Below are 22,941 nucleotides of genomic sequence, written 5' to 3'. Positions count from 1 at the left end.
CACGCTGTAAAAAATTTACAAGAAAATTTTACAGCGTGTTACTTCGTTTTGAATATACTTTTATAATTTTAACAAATCGTAGGTTGTTATTCGCCCAACAATGGAGTATACAGAATTAAATGACACTATTTTTATTCTGAGCCATATAAAAATCCGGATAACTGCATGAATCCAAACCACCCCGGCAAATTTACCTGGAGAAGCATTTGAAATTGGTTTAAGCAACAGTAAGTTAATTTATGATCAATAACCAAAATGATTTACTTCTAATCGCCCTTATCAAAAAGGGTGACAGCAGGGCGTTGGATTCTTTATTTAAAAAGTACTATAATTCTCTTTGCCGGTTTGCATCTTATTTCACAGGCCGGAATGATCTGGCAGAAGAGATTGTCGCAGATGTCTTTTACAAAATATGGGAAAAGCGGGAATCACTCATGATCGACCGCAACCTGAGATCCTACCTTTTCACTGCGACCCGCCACACCAGCATCAATTACATGAAACAGGAAAAAAATGTAATGGATGAACTGAGTGACGATCTCATTGAAAATGCGCCCGGCCCGGTAGAAACCCTCATGTACCAGGAATTTGAATCCAATATCCACAACCTGATCAATATACTTCCCCAAAAAAGAAAGGCCATATTTCAGTTAAACCGGTTTGAAGGGTTTACGTACAACGAAATTGCAGAGATCCTTTCCCTTTCTTCCAAAACAGTTGAAAATCAAATGGGTAAGGCGCTGAAGCAACTTAAGCTTCTCCAGAAAACTCATCTTATCTAAAAAAATTCGGCGCGGATAGGGGTACCGCCATTTTTTATTTGTCCTAATTTCAGCAAGCCAGTTATTCATGTCAGATCAAACACCATGGCCTTTAATCGCCAAATACTTAACAGGCGAATGCAGCTTGGACGAAATGTCTTTCATGGAAACATGGCTGGAAGACGAGGAAAATCATCTGCTGTTCCAGCAGCTGGAAAGTGCATGGCGCAATCAGCAGATTCCTGAGAATAATAGTTTCAGCCTTGAACGCGGCCTTCATGTACTCCATTCCCGGATGGCTGCGCAAAAACAGCAGGCAGCAGAGAACAGGATACTGAGCATAAGCGCAAATGCCTGGTTTATGGCAGCAAGCATTATCTTGATCCTGGGCATTGCGTTCAATTTTTACAAAGGGATGATTACTGCAAGGCCAGCGCTTGCGTTTGAACAGAAAGTGACCGGAAATTACGATGTAATAAAAATAACACTTCCGGACAGCTCTACCGTTTGGCTGAATAAAAAGAGTATTCTGACCTACCCGGTAGTATTTGAAGGTGATCTCAGGGAGGTTACGCTGGTGGGCGAGGCCTTTTTTGAAATAAAGCCAAACAAGGAGAAACCGTTTATCGTAAAGAGTAAAGGGATATCCACCCGGGTATTGGGTACCTCGTTCAATGTGCGATCCTATCCGGATGAAAAAGACGGAGAGGTTTCCGTTATGACAGGAAAAGTGGAAGTAAATACAGAGAGTATCAATGGCTCGGTACCTGCTTCAAGCAAAATTACACCAATGCAAAAACTGGTGGTAGACACGCAAAATGCACAAACGTATACAAGCATCGTTAGATTGAATAATATTGCTGCCTGGAGACTTGACCCGCTTGCTTTTAGGGACAACACCTACGAAGAGGTAGCAAAAAGTTTGGAAGACCGGTATGGAAAAAAAATAAGGATTTTGAATTCAAAACTCAGAGGGTGCCGTGTCATGGCCAGCTTTAACAGAGACGCCCGGTTGGCGGACATATTGAAACTGCTGAGTATATCCAATTCCTTTCATTACAAAATCTCAGGAGACGAAGTCATTATTACTGGCGGGGTCTGCCACTAGTGGCCGGAAAACGTTAAGATTTTCTCGAAGGAGCTATGTAATTTAACGCATTGTAATTTCGATATCCCTCTTATCAGAATTATTTATTTTAATACGAAAGAATGAGAAAACAGACATTTACCAAGCGATCCGGTTCCTGCGTCGGGCATTGGAAATCTCTTGGTTTTCTATTGATTTCAGTATTATGTACCGGACGTTCCACTGCCGTGGGATCCGGCAAAATGCAGAGTATAGAAGATGTCAAAATTTCATTACACCTACATAACGTTACTCTCCAGAATGCATTTATAGCGATTGAGAAAAAGAGCGACTTTAAGTTCATAACCAGCATTGAGCGGATCCATAGAAAGAAAAGGGTATCTGTATCTCTCGAAAAAAGACCCGTTAAAGAAGTTTTGGAACTGATACTAAACGGTACGGGCCTGGGGTATACCCAGGTGAATAACAATATTATCATCAGCAGCAAACCGGCCTCTGGAGCCACCGGCCAGGCTCCGCAGCCAGTTTCGGTTCCATCAGCAGCGCAGCAGCATATTACCAGGGAAATAAATGGCACCGTGAAGGATGCTACCGGCTCAGCCGTTCCGGGAACCAACATTGTGATCAAAGGAATAAACCGGGGAACCTCAACGGACGGTAACGGAAATTTCACAATGGCCATTCCTGATGACAATGCTGTCCTGATCTTTTCATCCATTGGATACACTACCCGGGAAATTGCCGTAGAGAACCGCCATGTTGTTGATGTGGTATTAAACGAAGATGTGAAACAGCTTGGGGAAGTAGTGGTAACCGCTCTGGGAATTGAGCGTAACGCAAAAACACTTACCTATGCAACCCAGCAAATAGACGGGAAACAGCTGACGGACGTAAGGGATCCCAATTTCGTCAATACACTTTCGGGCAAGATTGCCGGGATCGGTATCACCCAAAGTTCTTCGGGCCCGGGCTCTGCCACCCGCGTGATCCTGCGCGGTAATCGTTCCATTACAGGTAATAACAACGCGCTGTTCGTCATTGACGGAGTACCTGTCGACAACACGGTACGCAGTCAGGTTACCGGAGATTTCGGGGGTATCAATGGCAGTGACGGGGCCAACAACTTCAACCCGGACGATATTGAATCACTGAACATACTGAAAGGACCGGCCGCTTCTGCACTGTATGGCAGCCGTGCAGCCAACGGTGTGATCATGATCACAACAAAAAAAGGCAAGGCCGGAAAAATTTCTGCCGATATCAATTCAGGTGTTTCGGTTGAAACACCATTTTTATTACCCCGCCTGCAGAATCAATTCGGGCAGGGTGCTGGAGGCATTTCCAGTTCCAACTCACCATATAGCTGGGGTGCCGAGGCCACTACCTATCCCGATAACATCAGGGATTTTTTTCGTGATGCGGTGGCAACTAACAACTCCATTGGAATTTCGGCCGGTACCGACAAGGTACAGAGTTACCTGTCCTATACCAATAATTACAACCAGGGCATCCTGCCGAACAACCAGCTTATGCGCCACAGCATGAACCTTCGGCTAAATACACAAATCAGCAAGCGTTTTTCAACAGATGCCAAAGTTACCTATACCAATCAGAGTATTGAAAACAAACCACGCTCCGGTGAGGAAAGCTCCGTAACCATGAACCTCTACAAGGTTCCTCGCAGTGTGGACCTGAATAATGTTTACAATACCTATCAGGATGAAAACGGACAGCCTACCTACTGGACCAGCTCGAGTATTTACATGAACCCCTACTGGACGCTGAACAAAACTTTTGCTTCAGAAAAAAGGAATCGGGTCATCGTCCTGGGGTCAGCCAGGTACAACCTCACCGACTGGCTCAATGTGCAGGGCCGGATCAGTTACGACTGGTACGCCGACCGCTACAATTTCGGTTACGCTGCCGGTACGCTGTTGTTTGCAGGTACCGGTGGTTCATTTTCGGACTACACCGGTGAGCAGCTGGAAAGAAACATGGACCTGATCCTTTCTGGCCATAATAACATCGGAAACGACCTCACGGTGACGTACAACTTTGGGGCGGGTTCAACCTATAACCGATTCTCACAGGTAGGAGCCAGCACAACCGGACTTTCGGTTCCGAACCGTTTTGATCTTTCCTTTGCCTCCGCTTTAACGCAGATCACAGGTTTCTCCGAAAAGAAACTTCAGTATGTTTTCGGTACGGCATCCGTTTCCTTGCGTGATTTCATCACTTTGGACGCGTCGATACGTAACGATTGGTCGTCCACACTTCCGAAGCCTTACTCCTATATCTATTCCTCTTTCGGCGCGAATGCCATTCTTTCCGAAGCATTCGAGCTTCCCTCCTGGATCAGCTTTCTGAAACTGAGGGGATCATGGGCACAGGTAGGCAACGATGCATCACCATATAGCCTTTCACAAACCTACAATTTCTCGCAAGGCGGTACCGGAGGGTTCATTTCCAGAAATACCACCAAACCTGCGGAAAACCTCAAACCTGAAATTTCTTCCTCAACGGAATTCGGTTTGGACCTCCGCATGTTCGGCAGGCGCCTGGGCATCGACTTTACCTATTACAACAGTAACACGGTCAACCAGTTGCTCACACTGAACCTCGCCCGTCCGACCGGTTTCACCAGCCAGTATGTTAATGCGGGAAAGATCAACAACCACGGTTTTGAACTCACCTTGTCGGCCTCTCCGCTCAGGGGAAGGAAATTTACCTGGGACGCCTCCCTCAATTTTGCCCGGAATGTAAACAAAGTAATCAAGCTGCACCCGAGTATCAAAACGGCGACCCTGGGCGGAAATACCCGCACCACTACGGCTATCGTACGCGAAGGCAAATCGTATGGCGACCTGCAGGCCTATGGCTGGAAGACCGACGCCAACGGCCATTACGTAGTAAACTCAAAGGGGCTTCCGGTGCAGACCTCATTTGACAACATTGTAGGAAATTTCAACCCTAAGTTCACCTTCGGTTTCACTAACACCTTCGCCTATAAGAAATTTACGCTTACCTTCCTGATCGACGGACGGGTGGGCGGAACAATGGTTTCAGGTACAGATGGTAACCTGGCCTATGACGGAACGGCGAAGTATACACAAGAAAACCGCGAAGGAGGCTGGATACTTCCGGCCGTAGTGGAAACCGACGATGGCGTTGTTACCTCAGAACAGAACACAGTACCCATCACCGCCGAGACATTCTGGCAAACGGTATCTCAGGGACGTTATACATGGGGTGGTTTCTTTGCGTATAATACTACCAACGTGAGACTAAGAGAGCTTTCGTTGGGATATAATATTCCAACGCCGGCCTGTTTGTTTATTAAAAACGCCCGGCTGTCACTTACAGCCCGCAACCTGTTCTTCTTTTACAGAGGCAGCGCCAGGATGGATATTCCCGGTCTGAAAAAACGTAAACTGCCGTTTGATCCGGACGTTAACCTGGGTTCTGCCAATTACCAGGGGGCGGAATACGGAACATTGCCATCCACCAGAACGGTTGGACTCAATTTAAAACTAGGATTTTAGCATCATGGATGAAATTCATATTAATCAGAAATTTCATTTTTAAAGACCTATGGAATTAGTCACGAAAATATATATCAGAATTGCGGCAGTAACTGTATTGGCGGGAGTAGCAGGCGTAATGGCAGGATGTACCGGAGATTTTGACGAGATTAATACCAGTAAAACAGCACTCACCGAACTCACCGACGCCGAACTTCCCTATTTATTTGCCCGTGCCCAGCAACAGGCATCCTACTCGGCTGGTAATTACCAGACAGCTCAAAATCTGTTCGCCGATTTATATGCGCAGTACTATGCAACCACAACACCTAACTTCCAGTCCGACAGGTACTATATGCACCCCACCTGGATCGACAGCCACTGGAATCCCATCTACACACAGGTTGCGCCCCAGTTGAGGAAACTTTTTGATGAGGTAGCCCCTTCCTCTTCCCAATATGCACTGGCAAGTATCTGGTGGGTCTACGCTTTTCACCGTGTAACGGATTATTACGGTCCCATTCCCTATTTCGAAGCGGCTATTGCGCCGAGCACTGTAAAATATGATGCTCAGAAGGATATCTACGACGATTTTTTCAAACGGCTGGCGGAAGCAACAACCATTCTGGCAGGTAAAACCTCGGAAACGCCTTATGGTAACTACGACATCGTTTACGCGGGAAATGTTTCAAAATGGATAAAATTCGCCAACACCCTTCGGCTTCGCCTGGCTTTGCGTATCTCAAAGGCTGATCCCGCCAAAGCAAAAACAGAAGCTGAGGCAGCCATTGCCGGAGGACTTTTAGCCACCCTGGCAGACAACGCCATGATGACCAAAAATCTAATCGGGAGTGATTACAACGGACTTTCCTTCATTTCCGGCTGGGGCGAGTTTCGCATGAGCGCAGCCATGGAGTCGGTACTGAAAGGCTTTGAGGACCCTCGGATCGGTATCTATTTCCAACCGGCTTTCACCACCAAAACCTATGAAGGCCTGCGCAACGGGCTTGGCTCCTCGGAGCTTACCCAGACACTCAATACCAATGATTACAACTCCAACATAGGTACCCGCTGGATAAGAAACACAGGAAAAGGTTCGGCATGGGACAGGCAGCTGGCCGTAGCACAAGACATTATGCACACTTCAGAAGCCTATTTCCTGCTGGCAGAAGCAGCCCTGAACGGCTGGAATACAGAAACCGGAACGGCCCGCGAATTCTATGAAAAAGGTATCCAGGCTTCGATGGAAGGATGGGGTATTACAGGCCAGGTGGTAAATGATTATATCGCAAGTAACCATACACCGGTGGCACCTGCCGACCAGCAGAATTCTCCTGCACTATCCGGTATTACCGTGAAATGGGCCGCCACGGAGGCTATTCAAAGAGAGCAGATCGCCACTCAGAAATGGCTGGCCTTGTATCCTGACGGCATAGAAGCCTGGGCCGAATTCCGCAGAACGCGTTTGCCTAAACTATATACGGTGGTTAACTCTGTTAATACCGATGTACCTGCAACCCGTTTTCCCAGAAGAATTCCTTTCCTGCAGCAGGAGTATACCAACAATGCTGCGGCTATGGAAGGTGCTGTTTCCCTTTTGGGCGGGCCAGACAAGGCAAGTACGCCACTTTGGTGGGATAAAAACTAATGCTGAAAAGGTGTGCTTTAGACCTGAAACAACAAAATAAAAGTTAAACAAAACCAGAATTCACCAAACTTTATAATTACATTTTAAATAAATTTAAAAAATATTAATATTTTAAAGAGTATTCACCCATATAAAATTCATCTTTAATCTGGAACTTTTTATCTCAAAATTTTAACCAATCGTATTTTTTGAATACGCTGTCCATTACCAATCATGATTAACAGAAGAGACCTCATTAAACATCTGTCCAGCCTGCCTTTACTGGGTGGAGTTTTGGGTGAAAACAGCCTTAACCCGCTTGCATCCGCTGCAACCAAAGTACCCGTACGCAACCTTGCCAAGGAACTAGGCATTCGGACGTTCATTAATGCCGCCGGTACCTACACAGCCATGACCGGCTCCCTGATGCAAGACGAAGTAGTAGCGACCATCCAGGGAGCTGCACAGGAATTTATGATGCTGGACGAAGTTCAGACCAAAGTGGGAGAAAAAATTGCCGCACTTACCCACGCCGAATCGGCAGTAGTAACAGCCGGTTGCTTTTCAGCCTTGACCCTTGGACTAGCAGGTGTACTGACCGGCATGGACCAAAAGAAAGTGGAAGCCTTGCCACACCTGGAAGGTACCGGCATGAAGTCAGAGGTGATTATCCAAAAAGGCCATAACATCGGCTATTCCCACGCCCTGACCAACACAGGCTGCAAAATTGTTTACATTGAAACGGTTGATGAACTTGAAAAGGCCATCAATGAAAAAACGGCCATGATGTGGTTCCTTAACATCCAGGCCGACTCGGGAGCGATCAAACATGAAGAATGGGTGAAAATTGCCAAGCGCCATGGGATACCTACGATGATCGACATGGCTGCCGATGTACCGCCGGTAGAGAACCTGTGGCGTTTCAATGATCTGGGATTTGATCTTGTATGCGTATCAGGCGGAAAAGCAATGAGAGGACCGCAGAGCGCAGGTATACTCATGGGTAAAAAAGACCTGATCGCTGCTGCCCGGCTGAGCATGCCTCCGCGCGGATCAACCATTGGTCGTGGAATGAAGGTGAATAAGGAAGAAATACTGGGTATGTATGTGGCCCTGGAGAAATTCGTAAACATGGACCACAAGAAGGAATGGAAAATGTGGGAGGACCGTGTTGCAACCATCGAAAAAGCTGCAAAAAGTGTCAACGGAATTACCACGGAGGTGTTTACGCCCGAACTGGGCAACCACACCCCTACGCTTAAGATCACCTGGGATATGGCCAAAGTGAACCTTCCCGTGAAAGCTTTACAGGAAAACCTCAGAAACGGAAATCCATCCATAGAATTTATGCCTGCAGGAAATAATGCATTGACCATCACCACCTGGATGCTGAAAGCCGGTGAGGACAAAATTGTGGCTGCGCGGCTCAAAGAGGAATTTTCGAAAGCAGTTGTTTAGTCCGTTTTCAGTGAACAGAAAACCCCTGACCCTTATCTTTTAAATCATGAAAAGAAAATCCTTACTGACCTGCTGCCTGTTATGCCTGGCTATTTTTTCAGTTCAGGCCCAGACATATAGTATTGTGATCAAAGGCGGAACGGTGATTGATCCGAAAAACAACCTGAATGCCATCATGGACGTGGGTATCTTCGAAGGTAAGATCAAAAAAATTGCCAAAAATATTGATCCCAAAGAAGCACGCCAGGTGGTGGATGCCAAAGGCATGTACGTTACACCGGGCCTGATTGACATTCATGGACACGTTTTTGCGGGTACGCAGCCCAACCATTACCTGAGCGACGGTTTTGTGGCGCTGGCTCCGGACGGATATACCTTCCGGGTTGGCGTTACAACCATTGTAGACTGCGGTGGAGCGGGCTGGTCCAACTTTGATACTTTCAAAAAGAACATCATCTTTAATTCCAAAACACGGGTACTCTCCTTCATGAACATTGTGGGCCAGGGTATGCGTGGAGGGGATTATGAGCAGGATACCAGTGATATGGATCCTCAGCTGGCTGCGGCGGTGGCCCTCCGTAATAAAAACGATGTGGTGGGTTTTAAAGTAGCTCACTTCCAGGGCCGTGACTGGAAACCGGTTGACAATGCTGTTGCTGCCGGAAAACTAGCTAAAATGCCTGTAATCGTGGATTTTGGAGGAAGTACTCCCCCGCTTTCCCTGGAAGAGCTCTTTATGAAACACCTGCGGCCAGGAGATATCTTCACCCATGTTTACACACTTCTTCCCGGCGATATCCGTGAAACTGTGGTAGATGAAAAAACTGCGAAGGTCAAACCATTCGTATGGGATGCCGTAAAACGCGGGATCGTGTTCGACGTGGGTTATGGTGGTGCGAGTTTCAATTATTCGCAGGCCATTCCGGCACTTAAACAGGGATTTTATCCATCCACCATCAGCACCGATCTTCATACCGGCAGTATGAACGGCTCAATGAAAGACATGCTCAGCGTTATGTCCAAATTTTACGTAATGGGCTGGGATTTGCCATCGGTGATCAAGGCCAGTACCTGGACACCCGCCCAGGTAATTCATCGCGAAAACCTGGGACATATCTCTGAAAATGCTATTGCAGACGTAGCCATTTTCTCAATGAGGAATGGAAAGTTTGGCTTTTATGACAAAACCGGCTACAAGATGGAAGGCAAACAAAAACTGGAATGTGAGATGACCATCATGGGCGGCAAAATTGTTTACGACCTCAACGGCATCGCTACGCCGGTTTATTAAAGATAGAAAAGGATTCAGGCAGCGTGGTTATGCCTGAATCCTTCCTTATTTTTCAACCCGCTTGATCAAGTATGTTTTCATTTAATTTAAAATTTGTCACAGCTTCTCTTCTGATTGTGGCAGCCGGTTTTACGGGACCAGGCACTGAAGAATTACCAGCTGTAAACAGCAAAAACGGAGGTCTTTTTTTACCGGAAGGATTTGAAGCCACCGTTGTCGTTGACAGTCTTCCGGGCCGAGCCCGCCACCTGGCTGTCAACGACAATGGCGATATTTACGTGAAGGCCCGTTTTGCCGATAAAAATGAATCCGTTATTGCCCTGCGGGATACCAACCGCGATGGGCGCGCAGATATCATCAAACGTTTTGGAGGAAATGCCAAAGAAAGGGCCTACGGTACGGGCATGCGTATTTATAACGGATACCTCTATTTCAGTTCGGAACTGATCGTATACCGTTATAAACTGACTCCCGGAAAGCTGGTACCGGAAAGTCCGCAGGAAATCATACTGACCGACGATCACCCGCACGGCATGCATGAACACATTGCCAAGCCGCTTACTTTTGATACCAAAGGTAATATGTACGTTGCTTTTGGTGCACCTTCCAACGCGTGCCAGGAACGAAACCGCACCCCAGGTTCCGTAGGTATTGACCCCTGTCCGCTACTGGAGGACCATGGCGGGATATGGCGCTTTGATGCCAATAAGGTGGGACAGACGCAGAAAGATGGCAGCAGGTATGCAACCGGCCTCCGCAGCGTGGTGGGAATGGACTGGAATTTCGAGGACGACAACCTGTATGCGGTGGTACACGGCCGGGACGATCTGCTCAGGCTCTGGCCGCAGGTCTTCACTCCCTGGCAAAGTGCCGTGCTGCCTTCCGAAGAATTTTTAAGATTAAAAGAGGGAACCGATGCAGGCTGGCCCTATTGTTATTATGACCAGATGCAGGGCAAAAAATTACTCGCTCCCGAATATGGCGGAGATGGTAAAATTGTGGGCCGTTGCGACCAGTATGAAAAACCGCTGATCGGTTTTCCCGGCCATTGGGCACCAAACGACATGCTCTTCTATAGGGGCAGCCAGTTTCCCGATCATTACAAAAATGGCACCTTCATTGCATTTCACGGCTCCACCAACCGTGCTCCTTATCCGCAGGCAAGTTATTTCATCGGCTTTGTTCCCTTTAAAAACGGTAACCCTTCGGGCGAATATGAGGTTTTTGCGGATGGCTTTGCCGGTGTAGATCCCATTGTGAACACCAGCGATGCAAAATACCGCCCGATGGGTATCGCCATGGGGCCCGATGGATCCATATATATAGCCGAGACCGAAAAAGGAAAAATCTGGAAAATCACATACAAAGGCAGCAAGAAAAAGTTCACCAAGGCCTCTCTGGCCTCGATGGAAAAACGTAAAACGATGTCTCATATCCGTACTCCGGACGTTGTGAAAGACAATCTGGATAAAGACAAACCTGTTGCAGGAGGAAAGGTTTACAGCGTTTACTGCGCTGCCTGCCACCAAAGAAACGGAAAAGGTGATTCTCAGCGGTTCCCTCCCCTTGGCGGGTCCGACTGGGTAACCGGCGATAAGAAAAGATTGATAGAAGTAGTACTGAAAGGACTGGAAGGGCCGATAGAGGTCAACGGACAGTCATACAACAATGTTATGCCGCAACATAGCTTTTTGAAGGACCAGGAAATCGCAGAAGTACTGACCCACATCCGTAGCAATTTTGGTAACTCAGCCGATGCCGTGAGTACCGAAGAAGTTGCCGGAGTACGAAAAACCATAACAGCACCAAAGTAATACCCTCGTTAACAAACTCTTCCGGATAAAGGGCATAGCTCTTCGGCCTATTTCGGAACAAATGAAAGAATACCCATTTCAAATTATCCTTAAATGCTTAAAAATCAAAAATTAGCCGCAACCTTAATCCTGATCACTGGTTTAACAATGGCTGGGTTTGTTTCTCCCCCGCATGTATCAGACGCCAGGGAACCGTGGATCGCTCCGGCCTGGGCCGATACGCTTAAAAGTCCCTTTCATGACGAACCTTTGACATTGGCACACGGAGAAGAGTTGTTCAGCCTTTATTGTGCTTCCTGCCATGGCGACAGCGGTTATGGCGATGGAGCCGCGGGAGGAGCCCTCGGCGAAAAACCTGCGAATTTTCATGATACCCTTGTAACCAGACAATCTGACGGCGCACTGTTCTGGAAAATGTCCAACGGGAGAGGGAACATGCCCCCTTTCAAAGATGTATTTTCAGCAGAGCAAAGATGGCAACTGGTGGCCTATTTAAGAAAATTGTCAAAGACTGAATAATTCCTGTTCACATACCCGATGAAACGATTAAACAAATTAACCTTTAAAAATTACCTGCTGGCCCTTTCACTGATGGCTCCGGCGGCCGCTACCGCCCAGACCCCTAAGGAACAGGCTGTTACCCCACCCAAAGCGCTCAGAAACGATATCACGGTTGAGCATTTCATGAAAGTTGAGCCCGAAGCCGTCAGGATTATCCTAAATCCGGTTACCAGGGAAATTTATTACACTACTTTCTTCGGAGATGTGCTTCGTATCAAAGAGGTGAATGGCGTGCCCACAAGTGAAAAAGTGCTTTCGGCAGCAGATCATGGCATTACCCGGCTGCAGGGCGCTGCTTTTCACAAAAACACGCTTTTCCTGGCCGGGAATATTAACGTTAACAATAACAAGGGCAACAAAGGGCGTATGGTGAAATATGATATGAACCCCGCTCTTGCCAAGCCAGTGATGACGGTCGTTTTTAATACGGTGGAGTATGGCGCTAATAAAACAACTTTTGACCATGGCTGGAATGCACTGGAAATCAGCCCGGACGGGAAGTACATCTTTGTCAACACCGGTGCCCGCACAGACCACGGCGAGGTACAGGACAACGGAGGTGAATATCCTAACGCACGCGACAATGCCCTGACAGCAAAAATATTCAGGTTCCCGATCGATGTAAAAGATCTGGTACTGCCCGACGATGAAGCAAAGCTCAAAGCAGACGGCTATATCTACGCTGAAGGGATCCGCAATGCCTATGACATGGCCTTTGATCCAAAGGGAAATCTGTTTGCAGTATCCAACTCCGGCGACTATGACCACCCGGAAGATATGTTCTGGATCAGAAAAGGGCATCATTACGGCTTTCCCTGGGTAATGGGCGGAATTGACAACCCACAACAATATCCTGACTACCAGCCCAATCCGGAGACGGATCCTTTTCTCAGCAAGTTCGCTTTTGCCTGGCTGATGAAATATTTCCATAATGACCCCGATTACCCCAAACGGCCTGTAGGCGTAAACTTTACACCCGCAGTTCAAAACCTTGGCCCTGATGCAAATGAGTATCGCGACCGGAAAACGGGGATCGTGATGGATGGAGACACCACCGGTAAAACGGTCGGTACGTTTAATGCCCACTCCTCTCCCCTCGCTTTGTTTTTCGATAACCAAAAAGCCCTTGCAAAAGATTTTCAGGGCGACGGATTTGTGATCAGGTATGCCGGTGGCAACCGTAACGGTGCGGTTAATCCTAACCCGCTTCGCAGGCAGGGCAAGGACTTGTTGCACCTCGACATGATTTATGACAAAACGACGGACAACTATAAAGTGAAAACAACGCGGATCGTGGAAGGTTTCACAGCGCCCACTGATGCACTTCAGATAGGCAATGTAGTCTATATCATCGAATATGGCGGCAAGCAGGGCGGTAACAAAGCAGGCGGAAGTTTATGGAAAATCACCTTCCCGGCTGACCCTAAAATGGCAAAAAAGAAGAAAAAAGCTTAATATTATCATTTACATTCATCCATAATCCAACAATCATGAAGACAGAAAGACGATCTATCCTTAAAAAATTATTTGCTTCGGTAGCTGGTGTTGCAGGGCTTGGCGCTGCATCCAAAGCCATTGCTGATCCTGCTCCGGAAAAAGAGGTAGGCGATGTGGAAATGTATCAGGATGTGCCTCTTTTCTCAGGCCATACCAAATTTAACAACCTGGTTTTTGTTGCAGGAAAAGGTGCTCACTTCGAAGGTGATATTACCGCACATACCAAACACGTACTGGACGAGCTTGAAAAAGAGCTGATCAAGGCGGGATCTTCCATGGAAAAGGTTTTAAAATGCAGCGTTTTCCTTCATGACCTGAACGATTACAAAAAAATGAACGAAGCTTACAAAGGCCGCTTCGGAAGCAAGCCACCATGCCGTACCACCGTCGCGGTGTATGGCGGGGTACCGGGCGATTCTCTGGTGGAGATCGATTGTATCGCTTATATTTAGTAGCAAAGGGCTTATGCAAGTGCAAGTGTAAAAAGGTTCCGGCTCCAGACAGCCGGGACCTTTTTGCATTTTTTCAATCTTTTATTTTGAGAAACTGCAAAATATCAGGATTATATTTTTTCAATCAAAATAATATACCTCGATCATTTCATATTATGACGATTTAACAGTTTCTTTGTTAACCTAGCTATATAAAATTGAATAAGAGACAACGAATCGTTGCTGAAAATGAGTTGCTGCTGGATCTGTGGCAACAGGCCAGAGAAGGAGACAGCGTAGCCTTCTGCCAGCTCGCGGATAAACAGTATCGTACACTGTTTAATTACGCCCTTAATTTTACCTCCGACAAGGAATTTGTCAAAGATTCTATCCAGGAGCTGCTCATGCACATCTGGGAAAAAAGGGCTGGTATCAACATTCAGTTTGTCACCATTTACTTTCTCAAAGCGCTTCGTAATCAGGTCCTGCAGGAATTCCGCAAAAGCAATAATGCTTACACATTTCTGGACATCGAAAACCTAGGCTATTTGTCGGACTTTGAAAATGCCGAAACACAAATTGAACAAAATGAAGCCGTAACTGAAAATCAGATTCGGGTCAGGAATGCGTTGGATGTGCTTCCCAAACGTCAGAAAGAAGCCGTATTTTTAAAATATTACGAAGGGCTGGAAAATGAACAAATCGCTGACCTCATGCAGGTAAACCGCCAGTCTGTTGCCAATTTGCTATTTAAGGCAATTTCCACCCTGAAATCCCAATTACCAATACTACAGTATCTGATTGCCGCCTGCTCCTGTTTTTTTTAAGGCTGTATCCGATTATTCCACAGTACGTTCTTCTCGTATTTCAAGGAATAACAAAAAAAATTTCTTCCCGAAGAGTATTCACGCTAGAGTATTGCATCCTTATAATAATTCCGCCAAAATATTATCGGATCCGTATGCCTGATTACCGTAATTATTCACCTGAGGAACTTGCTGCTGATTCGTCGTTCAGAGGATGGGTGTTATATAACAATCCGGAAGATACCCTCTTCTGGACAGAATGGCTGGAACTGAACCCGGACAAAACTGATCTTATCGTAAGAACCCGGAAATTCCTGGATTCCACCCTGTCCTACTTTGAACAGATTACCGACGAGGAGGTTTCCTCCGAAATCTACCGGCTTTCACTGACCATCGGAGAAAATGAGGGGAAACGCCCTTCACGTTTCTGGCTCTTCCGCCCGAGATGGTACAGTATTGCAGCTTCCATCCTGCTGGCCCTGAGTGTTGGCTGGTGGTTTAACAGACAGAGTTTCAATAGAAAAAGTACGAGCACATACAAGGAGATCCTGAGCAAAATACAGGAGCCGCTTCAGGAAAACATCAATGATACCAGCCTGCCCAAGCTGGTTATCCTGGAAGACGGCAGCAGTATCCTGCTTCAGCCTAACAGCCGGATCACCTACCCTACCCGTTTTGCCGGTAGCAAAAGAGAGGTGTTTCTTTCTGGGGAAGCGTTTTTTGAAGTAGCCAAAAAGCCAGATCAACCGTTTTTTGTTTATGCCAACACGCTGGCTACAAAGGTATTGGGAACAAGTTTTAAAATAAGTGCATTTGACAACGAAACCGATGTGAAGGTGGTGGTTAAAACAGGGAAGGTATCCGTTTTCCCTCTGACCCACGAAGCACTCGCCACACAGCAGTCGGATAACAAACTGAACGGGATGGTGCTTACCCCCAATCAGCAGATTGTATTTGCGCCGAAAGAACAACGCCTCACCAGAAGCCTGATAGCCGACCCGGCTGTTCTGGAATTACCCATTCAGAGCCAGTCTTTTATTTTTAAAGCTTCTCCCATTTCGACTGTCTTTGCCACACTCGAAAAATCTTACGGGATTCAGATTATTTATGATAATGAAACCATGAACAATTGCTTTCTGACTGCCACGCTTTCTGATGAGCCACTCTTTGAAAAGATCGATCTGATATGTAAAACAATTGGTGCGCAATACGAACAAATGGATGCCAGCATCATCATTACCAGCAAAGGATGTATGTAAGCAAATAAACCGGAACTAACCCATAAATAATTTATTAACTGCCTATGAGATAAATTCTTACAGATTCTGTCACCAGTAAAAAAAACGAGTCGGCGATGCGCCAACATCCACCGACTCTTCAAGCTCCCCCTTTTGTAACCGCTTACATCAACCCTCTTGAAAGGGTGTCAGGGAAATGTTATGCCGAATTTTAACCGACAACAATCAAAATTATGTCAAAAACAGTACATTTTCATCATGCTTTACAGAAAATCATGCGCATTAGTCTGTATCAAGCCCTTCTTTCCATTGCCTTTTCCACTTTGGTGCACGCATACGACCTGCGTGCGCAGAGGATTCTGGAACAAAAAGTAACGTTAAGGTTATCCAATGCAGAGGTTGACTATGCGCTGGACAAGATCGAAAACGTAACGAAGGTTAAGTTTATGTACAACCCGCAGATTTTTGCCGGCAACCAGAAGGTCAGCTACAAATTTCAGGGCGAAGCACTTTCAGAGGTACTCACCAAAATTCTTTCCCCTTACAAGGTCTCTTATGAAGTGGTGCAGGACCGAATCATATTAAAACGCAGCCAACCCGTTCAGGTGGAAGAAAGCGTTCCGGCAAATTCAATTATCCTGGCTCCCAAACGTAACCTAACCGGTAAAGTGGAAGATGAAACGGGCAACGGTCTGCCTGGGGTAAGTGTTCTCGTAAAAGGTACTCAAAGAGGAACATCAACTGATGTTGACGGTTCCTTTCGGCTGGATATACCTGATGAAGAAATTACAACTGCAGTACTGATCTTCAGTTTTGTGGGTTACACTTCCCAGGAAGTTACCGTAGGTACGCAAAGCACGATATCGGTCAAGATGGTGCCGGAGGCAAAAGCGCTGAATGAAGTCGTGATTACGGCCCTTGGTATTGCGCGGGAGAAAAAAGCACTGGCCTATGCCGTAAGTGAAGTAAAGGGAAGTGAATTTACCCAGGCACGTGAAAACAACGTAGCCAACGCACTGACCGGTAAAATTGCGGGTGTGAATGCCACAGGTATGGCAACAGGCCCCGGCGGGTCCAGCCGTATCATTATCCGTGGGAATGGCTCATTGAATGGAAACAACCAGCCGCTGTACGTAATCAACGGTATGCCAATGGACAACAGTATTCCTGGTGGCGGTACTACTTCTGACGGTAACGCCATGAACGTGGACCGTGGGGACGGTATCGGAGGTATTAACCCGGATGATATTGAATCCATCAGTGTTTTGAAAGGTGGCCCGGCAGCGGCCCTTTACGGCGCCCGCGCTTCCAACGGTGTAATTTTGATCACCACCAAAAAAGGACGTGCACAAAAAGGCATCGGTGTGGAAGTAAACAGCAATTTTACATTTGAAAGTATTGCTGTGATTCCTAACTGGCAGTATGAGTATGGCCAGGGTGTGGATGGTAAAAAGCCAACCACGCTGACCGAAGCCATCAGCACGGGACGTCTTTCCTACGGCGCTAAAATGGACGGACAGCCCACCATCCAGGTAGACGGGAAACTGCATCCTTATTCCCCTCAGAAGGATAATCTTAAGCATTTTTATGATGCAGGTACTAACTATATCAATTCGGTGGCCTTCACGGGAGGAAATCAAAACGTAAATTTCCGCCTGGGTCTCAACAATACCAAGTCCAACAGCATTGTACCCAATTCATCTTTTGTAAGGCGCATAGCAAACCTAAATCTGAATGCTCTTCTGGGTAAAAAGCTGAGCATCGAAACCGTTGTTCAGTATAACCTGGAACAGGGCACGAACCGTCCTAAAGTCGGATATGCGGATATGAACCCTCACTGGGCGACTTATCTGGCGGCAAACGTCGTGGATATCCGCAGCCTGGCTCCGGGTTATGACCCGGTAACAGGTGTCGAACTTGCCTGGAACCCGGTCCCCATTGCATCCAACCCTTACTTTGTTGTTAACAAATTTAAAAACGACGACAGCAAAAACCGTTTCATCGGGCAGGCAAACATCAAATATGACATCCTTGACAACTTCTTCATCAAAGGAAGTATTAGCCAGGATTACTACAGTTTCCAGTCTGAATACGTACAGCCTACCAACAATAACTATGCACCGCTGGGTACCTACGAGGCCAGAAAAACAACTTCATCGGAAACCAACGGTATGCTGACGCTGAACTACAATACCAACTTCTTTGAAGATCTCAGTTTCTCGGCCATGCTGGGTGGTAACTCACAAAGAAGTGTTTACGATCAGACGCTCATTGCGGGAAGCGAGTTTACGGTACCTTACTTCTATAGCTATACCAACCTTGCGATCCTTTCTACAACGCCAACATACAATAAAAGTGCTATCAACTCAGTTTTCGCCTCAGCTGATTTTGGGTACAAAGGTTTTGCCTATCTGACTTTCTCGGGAAGACAGGACTGGTTCTCGGTTCTGAATCCAAAAAGCAATAGTATTTTCTACCCTTCCGTGGGTGGATCGCTGATCTTGTCCGAAGCCTTTAAATTACCCGAGGCGGTAAGTTTTGCAAAACTTCGCGGATCATGGGCCCAAGTGGGAGGTGCAACCGTAGCTCCTTATATCATTTATCCCACTTACAGCATGGTACAGGGTGGCCATAACGGTCGGCCGGTTCAGACACTGGGATCAAGCCTGGTTCCCAACCCCGATTTGCGTCCGCTTACTTCCACAACCTATGAGGGAGGTATTGAAGCCCGTTTCCTTAACAACCGCCTGGGTTTTGACCTGACCCTATACAACCGGAAAACCACAGACGATATCGTACAAAGTACAATCGCTATTTCTTCTGGCTACACATCGGCTTTGCTGAATGTGGGTGAACTAAGCAACAAGGGGGTTGAATTGCTCATTACCGGAACACCCGTTAAAACCGGGAAATTCGGATGGGATGTGAGTTTCAACATGGCTTACAATAAAAGTAAAATCGAAAAACTGGCAGAAGGCCTTAAAAGTATTGACGTCGGCAGCGGAATCGGCGGTGGCTTAATCCGTAACAAGGTGGGCGAGCCATACGGTACCGTCTGGGGGTACCGCAAGAAAACGGATGCCAGCGGAAACGTAATTTTCAACCCTGCCAGCGGTTACGCGGTAAGAGGTGATCTGGAAAAGATCGGACAGGGAACTCCTCCTCTGACCATGGGTATCACCAATAATTTCACCTACAAAAACTTCTCATTGAACGTACTGATTGACGGAAAATTCGGAAGTATCGTTTACTCCAACCTGTATCAGTATGCCTATCGTTTTGGTCTGCCTCAGGAAACACTTCCAGGACGTGATACCGGCATAACCGTAGAAGGTGTTACGGCCGAGGGAGCACCCTACACCAAAACCTGGCAAAAAGTTGACGTAGATACTTATTATGATAATGATAAGAATTACACGGCCATGTTTATGTTCAACAATGATTTCGTCAAACTTCGTCAGGTGGTGCTGAGCTACAATTTGCCTGTAAGCAAATTCTCCTTGCTCAAACTACAGTCGGCCTCTATATCTCTGACTGCACGTAACCTGTTCATTCTTTACAAGGATAAGAAGAACCAGTACTTTGATCCGGAATCCGGTTATACAAGTACCAATGCGCAGGGTCTGGAAGCATTTGGTGTACCCAGAACAAGAAGCATGGGTGTGAACCTGATGGTAAAATTCTAATCATTTAATTTCTCCAATGATGAAAAATCTGATTCAAAAAATATTATTTGCAGCTCCTCTGGCCCTGATGTTACCTTCCTGCGACAATGGTTTTGTGGAAATGAACAAGGACCCCAATAAATCCTCTGAAGTAGTGCCAGGGTTTCTTTTCACAAAAGCCCAGCTGGATGCCGTCAGCGTAAACTATACCGGGGCTGCCTACCTCACCATTGGCCAGTCCATGCAGCACTTCGCTACCTGTAAAGAGGTTCCTGCCGCGGGAGACAAGTACTTTAACTACGGTTATTCAACCGGAAACTGGGGTGCTTACACAGGGGCCGTCATTGAGTTGGCTCAGGTAATTGAAGCCGTTTCAGTTAACCCTGCCGATGTTAACAAATTGTCTGTAGCGCGTATCTGGAAGGCATACCTGTTCCATCGCCTGACGGATCTTTATGGTGACATCCCCTATTTTGATGCCGGCAAAGCGCTCGCGGACAAAAATTATGCTCCAAAGTACGATACACAGCAAGTTATTTATGCTGACATGCTGAAAGAACTGGATGAAGCAGCCAAGGCTTTTGATACGACGAAGCCCACTTTTGCCAATGCCGATCTCATTTACGGCGGAGACGTAACCAAATGGAAGAAATTTGCTTATTCACTTATGCTCCGCCTGGGCATGCGCCTGACACAGGTTGATCCAACCATGGCAAAAACATGGGTAGAAAAAGCAATTGCAGGTGGCATTATTACGGCAGATGCTGACCGCGCCGTGATCGCCTATGTGGACGGAACCCAGACCGCAAGCCGGAATTTCATTGCCAGTGGTTTGTTAAGTACTGATTACATCACACCCGGCGGGCAGAATATCGAGGGTGGTAAATTTGCAAAAACCCTGATTGACCACCTGAAAGGAACCAAAGATCCGCGTCTGAATGTAATCTCCATTGTGTGGATACCTTCCGGAAGCAGTTTTGTTGCGGATACCAGCACAGCGCTCCAGTTGGGTATGCCCAATGCCCTTTACAACAACGTACCCGAAAACTTCAACAGCTTTTCGGAGCCAAACCCCAATACGCTCCTGAAATACAACGCCCCTCTGCTTGTTTTTGGAAATGCTGAAACCAATCTTTTACTAGCAGAAGCAACTTTGAGAGGATGGTATGCGGGAGCCACTGCGAAGGATTCCTACGACAAGGCTGTAAAAGCAGGAATGGGACAATGGGCCCTGTTCGGAGCGGCGGCTACCATATCAGATGCTAAAGTGAATGCGTACCTGGACGTCAACCCTTACAATGCGGCCGGCACGGTTGAGCAGCAGATGGAGCAGATCCACACGCAGAAATGGGTATCTCTTTTCCTGGAGGATGAATACGAGATATTCTCCAACTGGAGACGTACCGGTTATCCCAAGCTTATCCCGACCAACTACCCTGGTAACCTCACGGGAGGTAAAATCCCCACCCGTTTTGTGATCCCGGATTCGGAAGAAACTTACAATCAGACGAATTTCTACGAAGCACGCACCAGACAAGGTGGCACCAACACGCTTTCCAGCATAGTATGGTGGGATAAGTGATTGAGATACATTTAACGGAATACGGGTTGTTAATAAACTGACAATCCGTATTTCTTTTTATGACAAAACGGATCTTCCCGTGAACGTCTCGCAAAACGGCCCGAAAAATGACGAGACGGCAAGACCGATAAAACAAACTTTCAAGTTGGATAGGGATCACACCTGCAAAATGATGTCTAACATCTGGACTCCGGAAGACGCCGACTGAAAATGCTCGGAATAAGTAGCTCTCAATCGCAAAAGACACCGGGTCACTGGCAAGTCTTACCTTTCCGGCAAAACTTTTATTTATTATTTTATTCCCTTAAACCACAAACATGAAGAAAAAGCTGATCGTTTTGCTGAGTGTCTTTGCACTAGGTATCCAGGTTGCCGCTGCGCAGAAATATAGTGTTGTTATCAAGGGCGGCCGTGTTATTGATCCTAAAAACAATATCAATGCACTGCTGGATGTAGCCATGAACGGCGATACCATTAAGCTCGTTGCCAAAAATATCGACCCAAAAGAAGGCAGGCAGGTTGTTAATGCCAAAGGCCTGTACGTTACCCCCGGGCTTATTGACATTCATTCGCACAATTTCTTTGGAACCAAAATGGATCAGACGTACAGCAACGGCCCCAATGCCTTACCGCCAGACGGCTTCACTTTCCGTACCGGCGTCACTACGGTTGTGGATGCAGGTTGTTCCGGCTGGAAATCTTTTCCCGATTTCAAAAAACAAACCATTGATATTTCAAAAACCCGGGTACTTGCATTTCTCAACATTGTGGGCGAAGGCATGCGGGGCGGTACCTACGAACAGAATGTGGATGATATGGATGCGGCTGCTACTGCCAAAGTGGCTATGGAAAATCCGGAGTATGTGGTCGGCGTAAAACTTGCGCACTATAACGGATACAACTGGACACCCACCGACAAGGCCGTTGAGGCGGGTAAACTCGCCAATATCCCCGTCATGATCGATTTCGGAGGAAGTACGCCTGTGCTTCCCATTGAAGAACTCTTCATGAAACACCTGCGGCCGGGAGATATCTTTACGCATTGCTTTGGGCAGCTCTCGAGCCGTGAGCCCATATTGGATGTAGCCACCGGCAAAATCAAACCGTTTGTATACGAAGCCCGCAAAAAAGGTATCCTTTTCGATGTCGGTTACGGTGGGATCAGTTTTGCCTTTTCCCAGGCCATCCCCGCTGTTAAAAGCGGATTTTACCCTAACACCATCAGTACCGATATCCACACCGGAAGCATGAATAATGCCATGAAGGACATGCTGAATGTAATGTCCAAGTTTCTGGCCATGGGTATGGACCTGCCAAGTGTGATCAAAGCCAGTACCTGGGCACCCGCGCAGGCGATCCACCGCGAACAGCTCGGTAATCTTTCTGTCGGCTCCCGGGCGGATGTTGCCGTTCTGAGACTGATCGATGGCAAGTTCCAGCTGAATGATACCGGCACCTTCGGGTTCTGGGACTACACCGGTACCAAAATACAAGGCAAACAAAAACTGGAAGCCGAAGTGACGATTCGCGCGGGAAGAGTCGTGTATGACCTGAATGGTCTTACCAACCCCCTCGTAATTTCACGCAGGTAGCTTTTTATCC

Annotated in this window: 15 protein-coding genes; all 15 read left to right on the top strand. The window is 46.9% G+C overall.

Features of this window, described 5'->3' with window-relative positions; genetic code table 11:
- Positions 1-239: 239 nt before the first annotated feature.
- The 15 genes from KOE27_RS06690 (at position 240) to KOE27_RS06620 (ending at position 22,931) form a co-directional block, all read left to right on the top strand.
- On the top strand, positions 240-782 hold the full coding sequence (locus KOE27_RS06690) for an RNA polymerase sigma factor (RefSeq protein WP_215238036.1): 543 nt from the start codon (positions 240-242) through the stop codon (positions 780-782).
- Between the two features lie 67 nt (positions 783-849).
- Entirely contained in the window at positions 850-1,869 is a 1,020-nt protein-coding gene (locus KOE27_RS06685; protein WP_215238035.1) for a FecR family protein, read from the top strand.
- Positions 1,870-1,970: 101 nt separating this feature from the next.
- Complete coding sequence (locus KOE27_RS06680; protein WP_215238034.1) at positions 1,971-5,390, top strand: SusC/RagA family TonB-linked outer membrane protein; 3,420 nt, start codon at positions 1,971-1,973, stop codon at positions 5,388-5,390.
- A 49-nt stretch (positions 5,391-5,439) separates the two neighbouring features.
- The gene (locus tag KOE27_RS06675) at positions 5,440-7,017 is read left to right on the top strand and encodes a SusD/RagB family nutrient-binding outer membrane lipoprotein (RefSeq protein WP_215238033.1); all 1,578 of its coding nucleotides are present in this window, start codon (positions 5,440-5,442) and stop codon (positions 7,015-7,017) included.
- Between the two features lie 213 nt (positions 7,018-7,230).
- Complete coding sequence (locus KOE27_RS06670) at positions 7,231-8,454, top strand: aminotransferase class I/II-fold pyridoxal phosphate-dependent enzyme (RefSeq protein WP_215238032.1); 1,224 nt, start codon at positions 7,231-7,233, stop codon at positions 8,452-8,454.
- A 46-nt stretch (positions 8,455-8,500) separates the two neighbouring features.
- Entirely contained in the window at positions 8,501-9,745 is a 1,245-nt protein-coding gene (locus KOE27_RS06665; RefSeq protein WP_215238031.1) for an amidohydrolase/deacetylase family metallohydrolase, read from the top strand.
- Positions 9,746-9,816: 71 nt separating this feature from the next.
- On the top strand, positions 9,817-11,559 hold the full coding sequence (locus KOE27_RS06660) for a PQQ-dependent sugar dehydrogenase (RefSeq protein WP_215238030.1): 1,743 nt from the start codon (positions 9,817-9,819) through the stop codon (positions 11,557-11,559).
- Positions 11,560-11,652: 93 nt separating this feature from the next.
- Positions 11,653-12,078, top strand: a complete 426-nt coding sequence (locus KOE27_RS06655; protein ID WP_215238029.1) for a c-type cytochrome — start codon at positions 11,653-11,655, stop codon at positions 12,076-12,078.
- Positions 12,079-12,096: 18 nt separating this feature from the next.
- Positions 12,097-13,575 carry a PQQ-dependent sugar dehydrogenase gene (locus KOE27_RS06650; protein WP_229252669.1) on the top strand — a complete coding sequence of 493 codons (1,479 nt, stop codon included), beginning with the start codon at positions 12,097-12,099 and terminating at the stop codon, positions 13,573-13,575.
- Positions 13,576-13,610: 35 nt separating this feature from the next.
- Positions 13,611-14,069, top strand: a complete 459-nt coding sequence (locus KOE27_RS06645; protein WP_215238028.1) for a RidA family protein — start codon at positions 13,611-13,613, stop codon at positions 14,067-14,069.
- A gap of 197 nt (positions 14,070-14,266) precedes the next feature.
- Complete coding sequence (locus KOE27_RS06640; RefSeq protein WP_215238027.1) at positions 14,267-14,875, top strand: RNA polymerase sigma factor; 609 nt, start codon at positions 14,267-14,269, stop codon at positions 14,873-14,875.
- A gap of 134 nt (positions 14,876-15,009) precedes the next feature.
- Entirely contained in the window at positions 15,010-16,113 is a 1,104-nt protein-coding gene (locus tag KOE27_RS06635) for a FecR family protein (protein WP_215238026.1), read from the top strand.
- Between the two features lie 212 nt (positions 16,114-16,325).
- Entirely contained in the window at positions 16,326-19,778 is a 3,453-nt protein-coding gene (locus KOE27_RS06630; RefSeq protein ID WP_215238025.1) for a SusC/RagA family TonB-linked outer membrane protein, read from the top strand.
- A gap of 16 nt (positions 19,779-19,794) precedes the next feature.
- Positions 19,795-21,339 carry a SusD/RagB family nutrient-binding outer membrane lipoprotein gene (locus tag KOE27_RS06625; protein WP_229252668.1) on the top strand — a complete coding sequence of 515 codons (1,545 nt, stop codon included), beginning with the start codon at positions 19,795-19,797 and terminating at the stop codon, positions 21,337-21,339.
- A gap of 317 nt (positions 21,340-21,656) precedes the next feature.
- Entirely contained in the window at positions 21,657-22,931 is a 1,275-nt protein-coding gene (locus KOE27_RS06620; protein WP_215238024.1) for an amidohydrolase/deacetylase family metallohydrolase, read from the top strand.
- The last annotated feature ends 10 nt before the right edge of the window (positions 22,932-22,941 follow it).

This window comes from Dyadobacter sp. CECT 9275, assembly GCF_907164905.1.
GTDB lineage: Bacteria > Bacteroidota > Bacteroidia > Cytophagales > Spirosomataceae > Dyadobacter > Dyadobacter helix.
The sequence above is the reverse complement of the archived record's forward strand: the minus strand, read 5'-3'. Positions and strand labels throughout refer to the sequence as shown.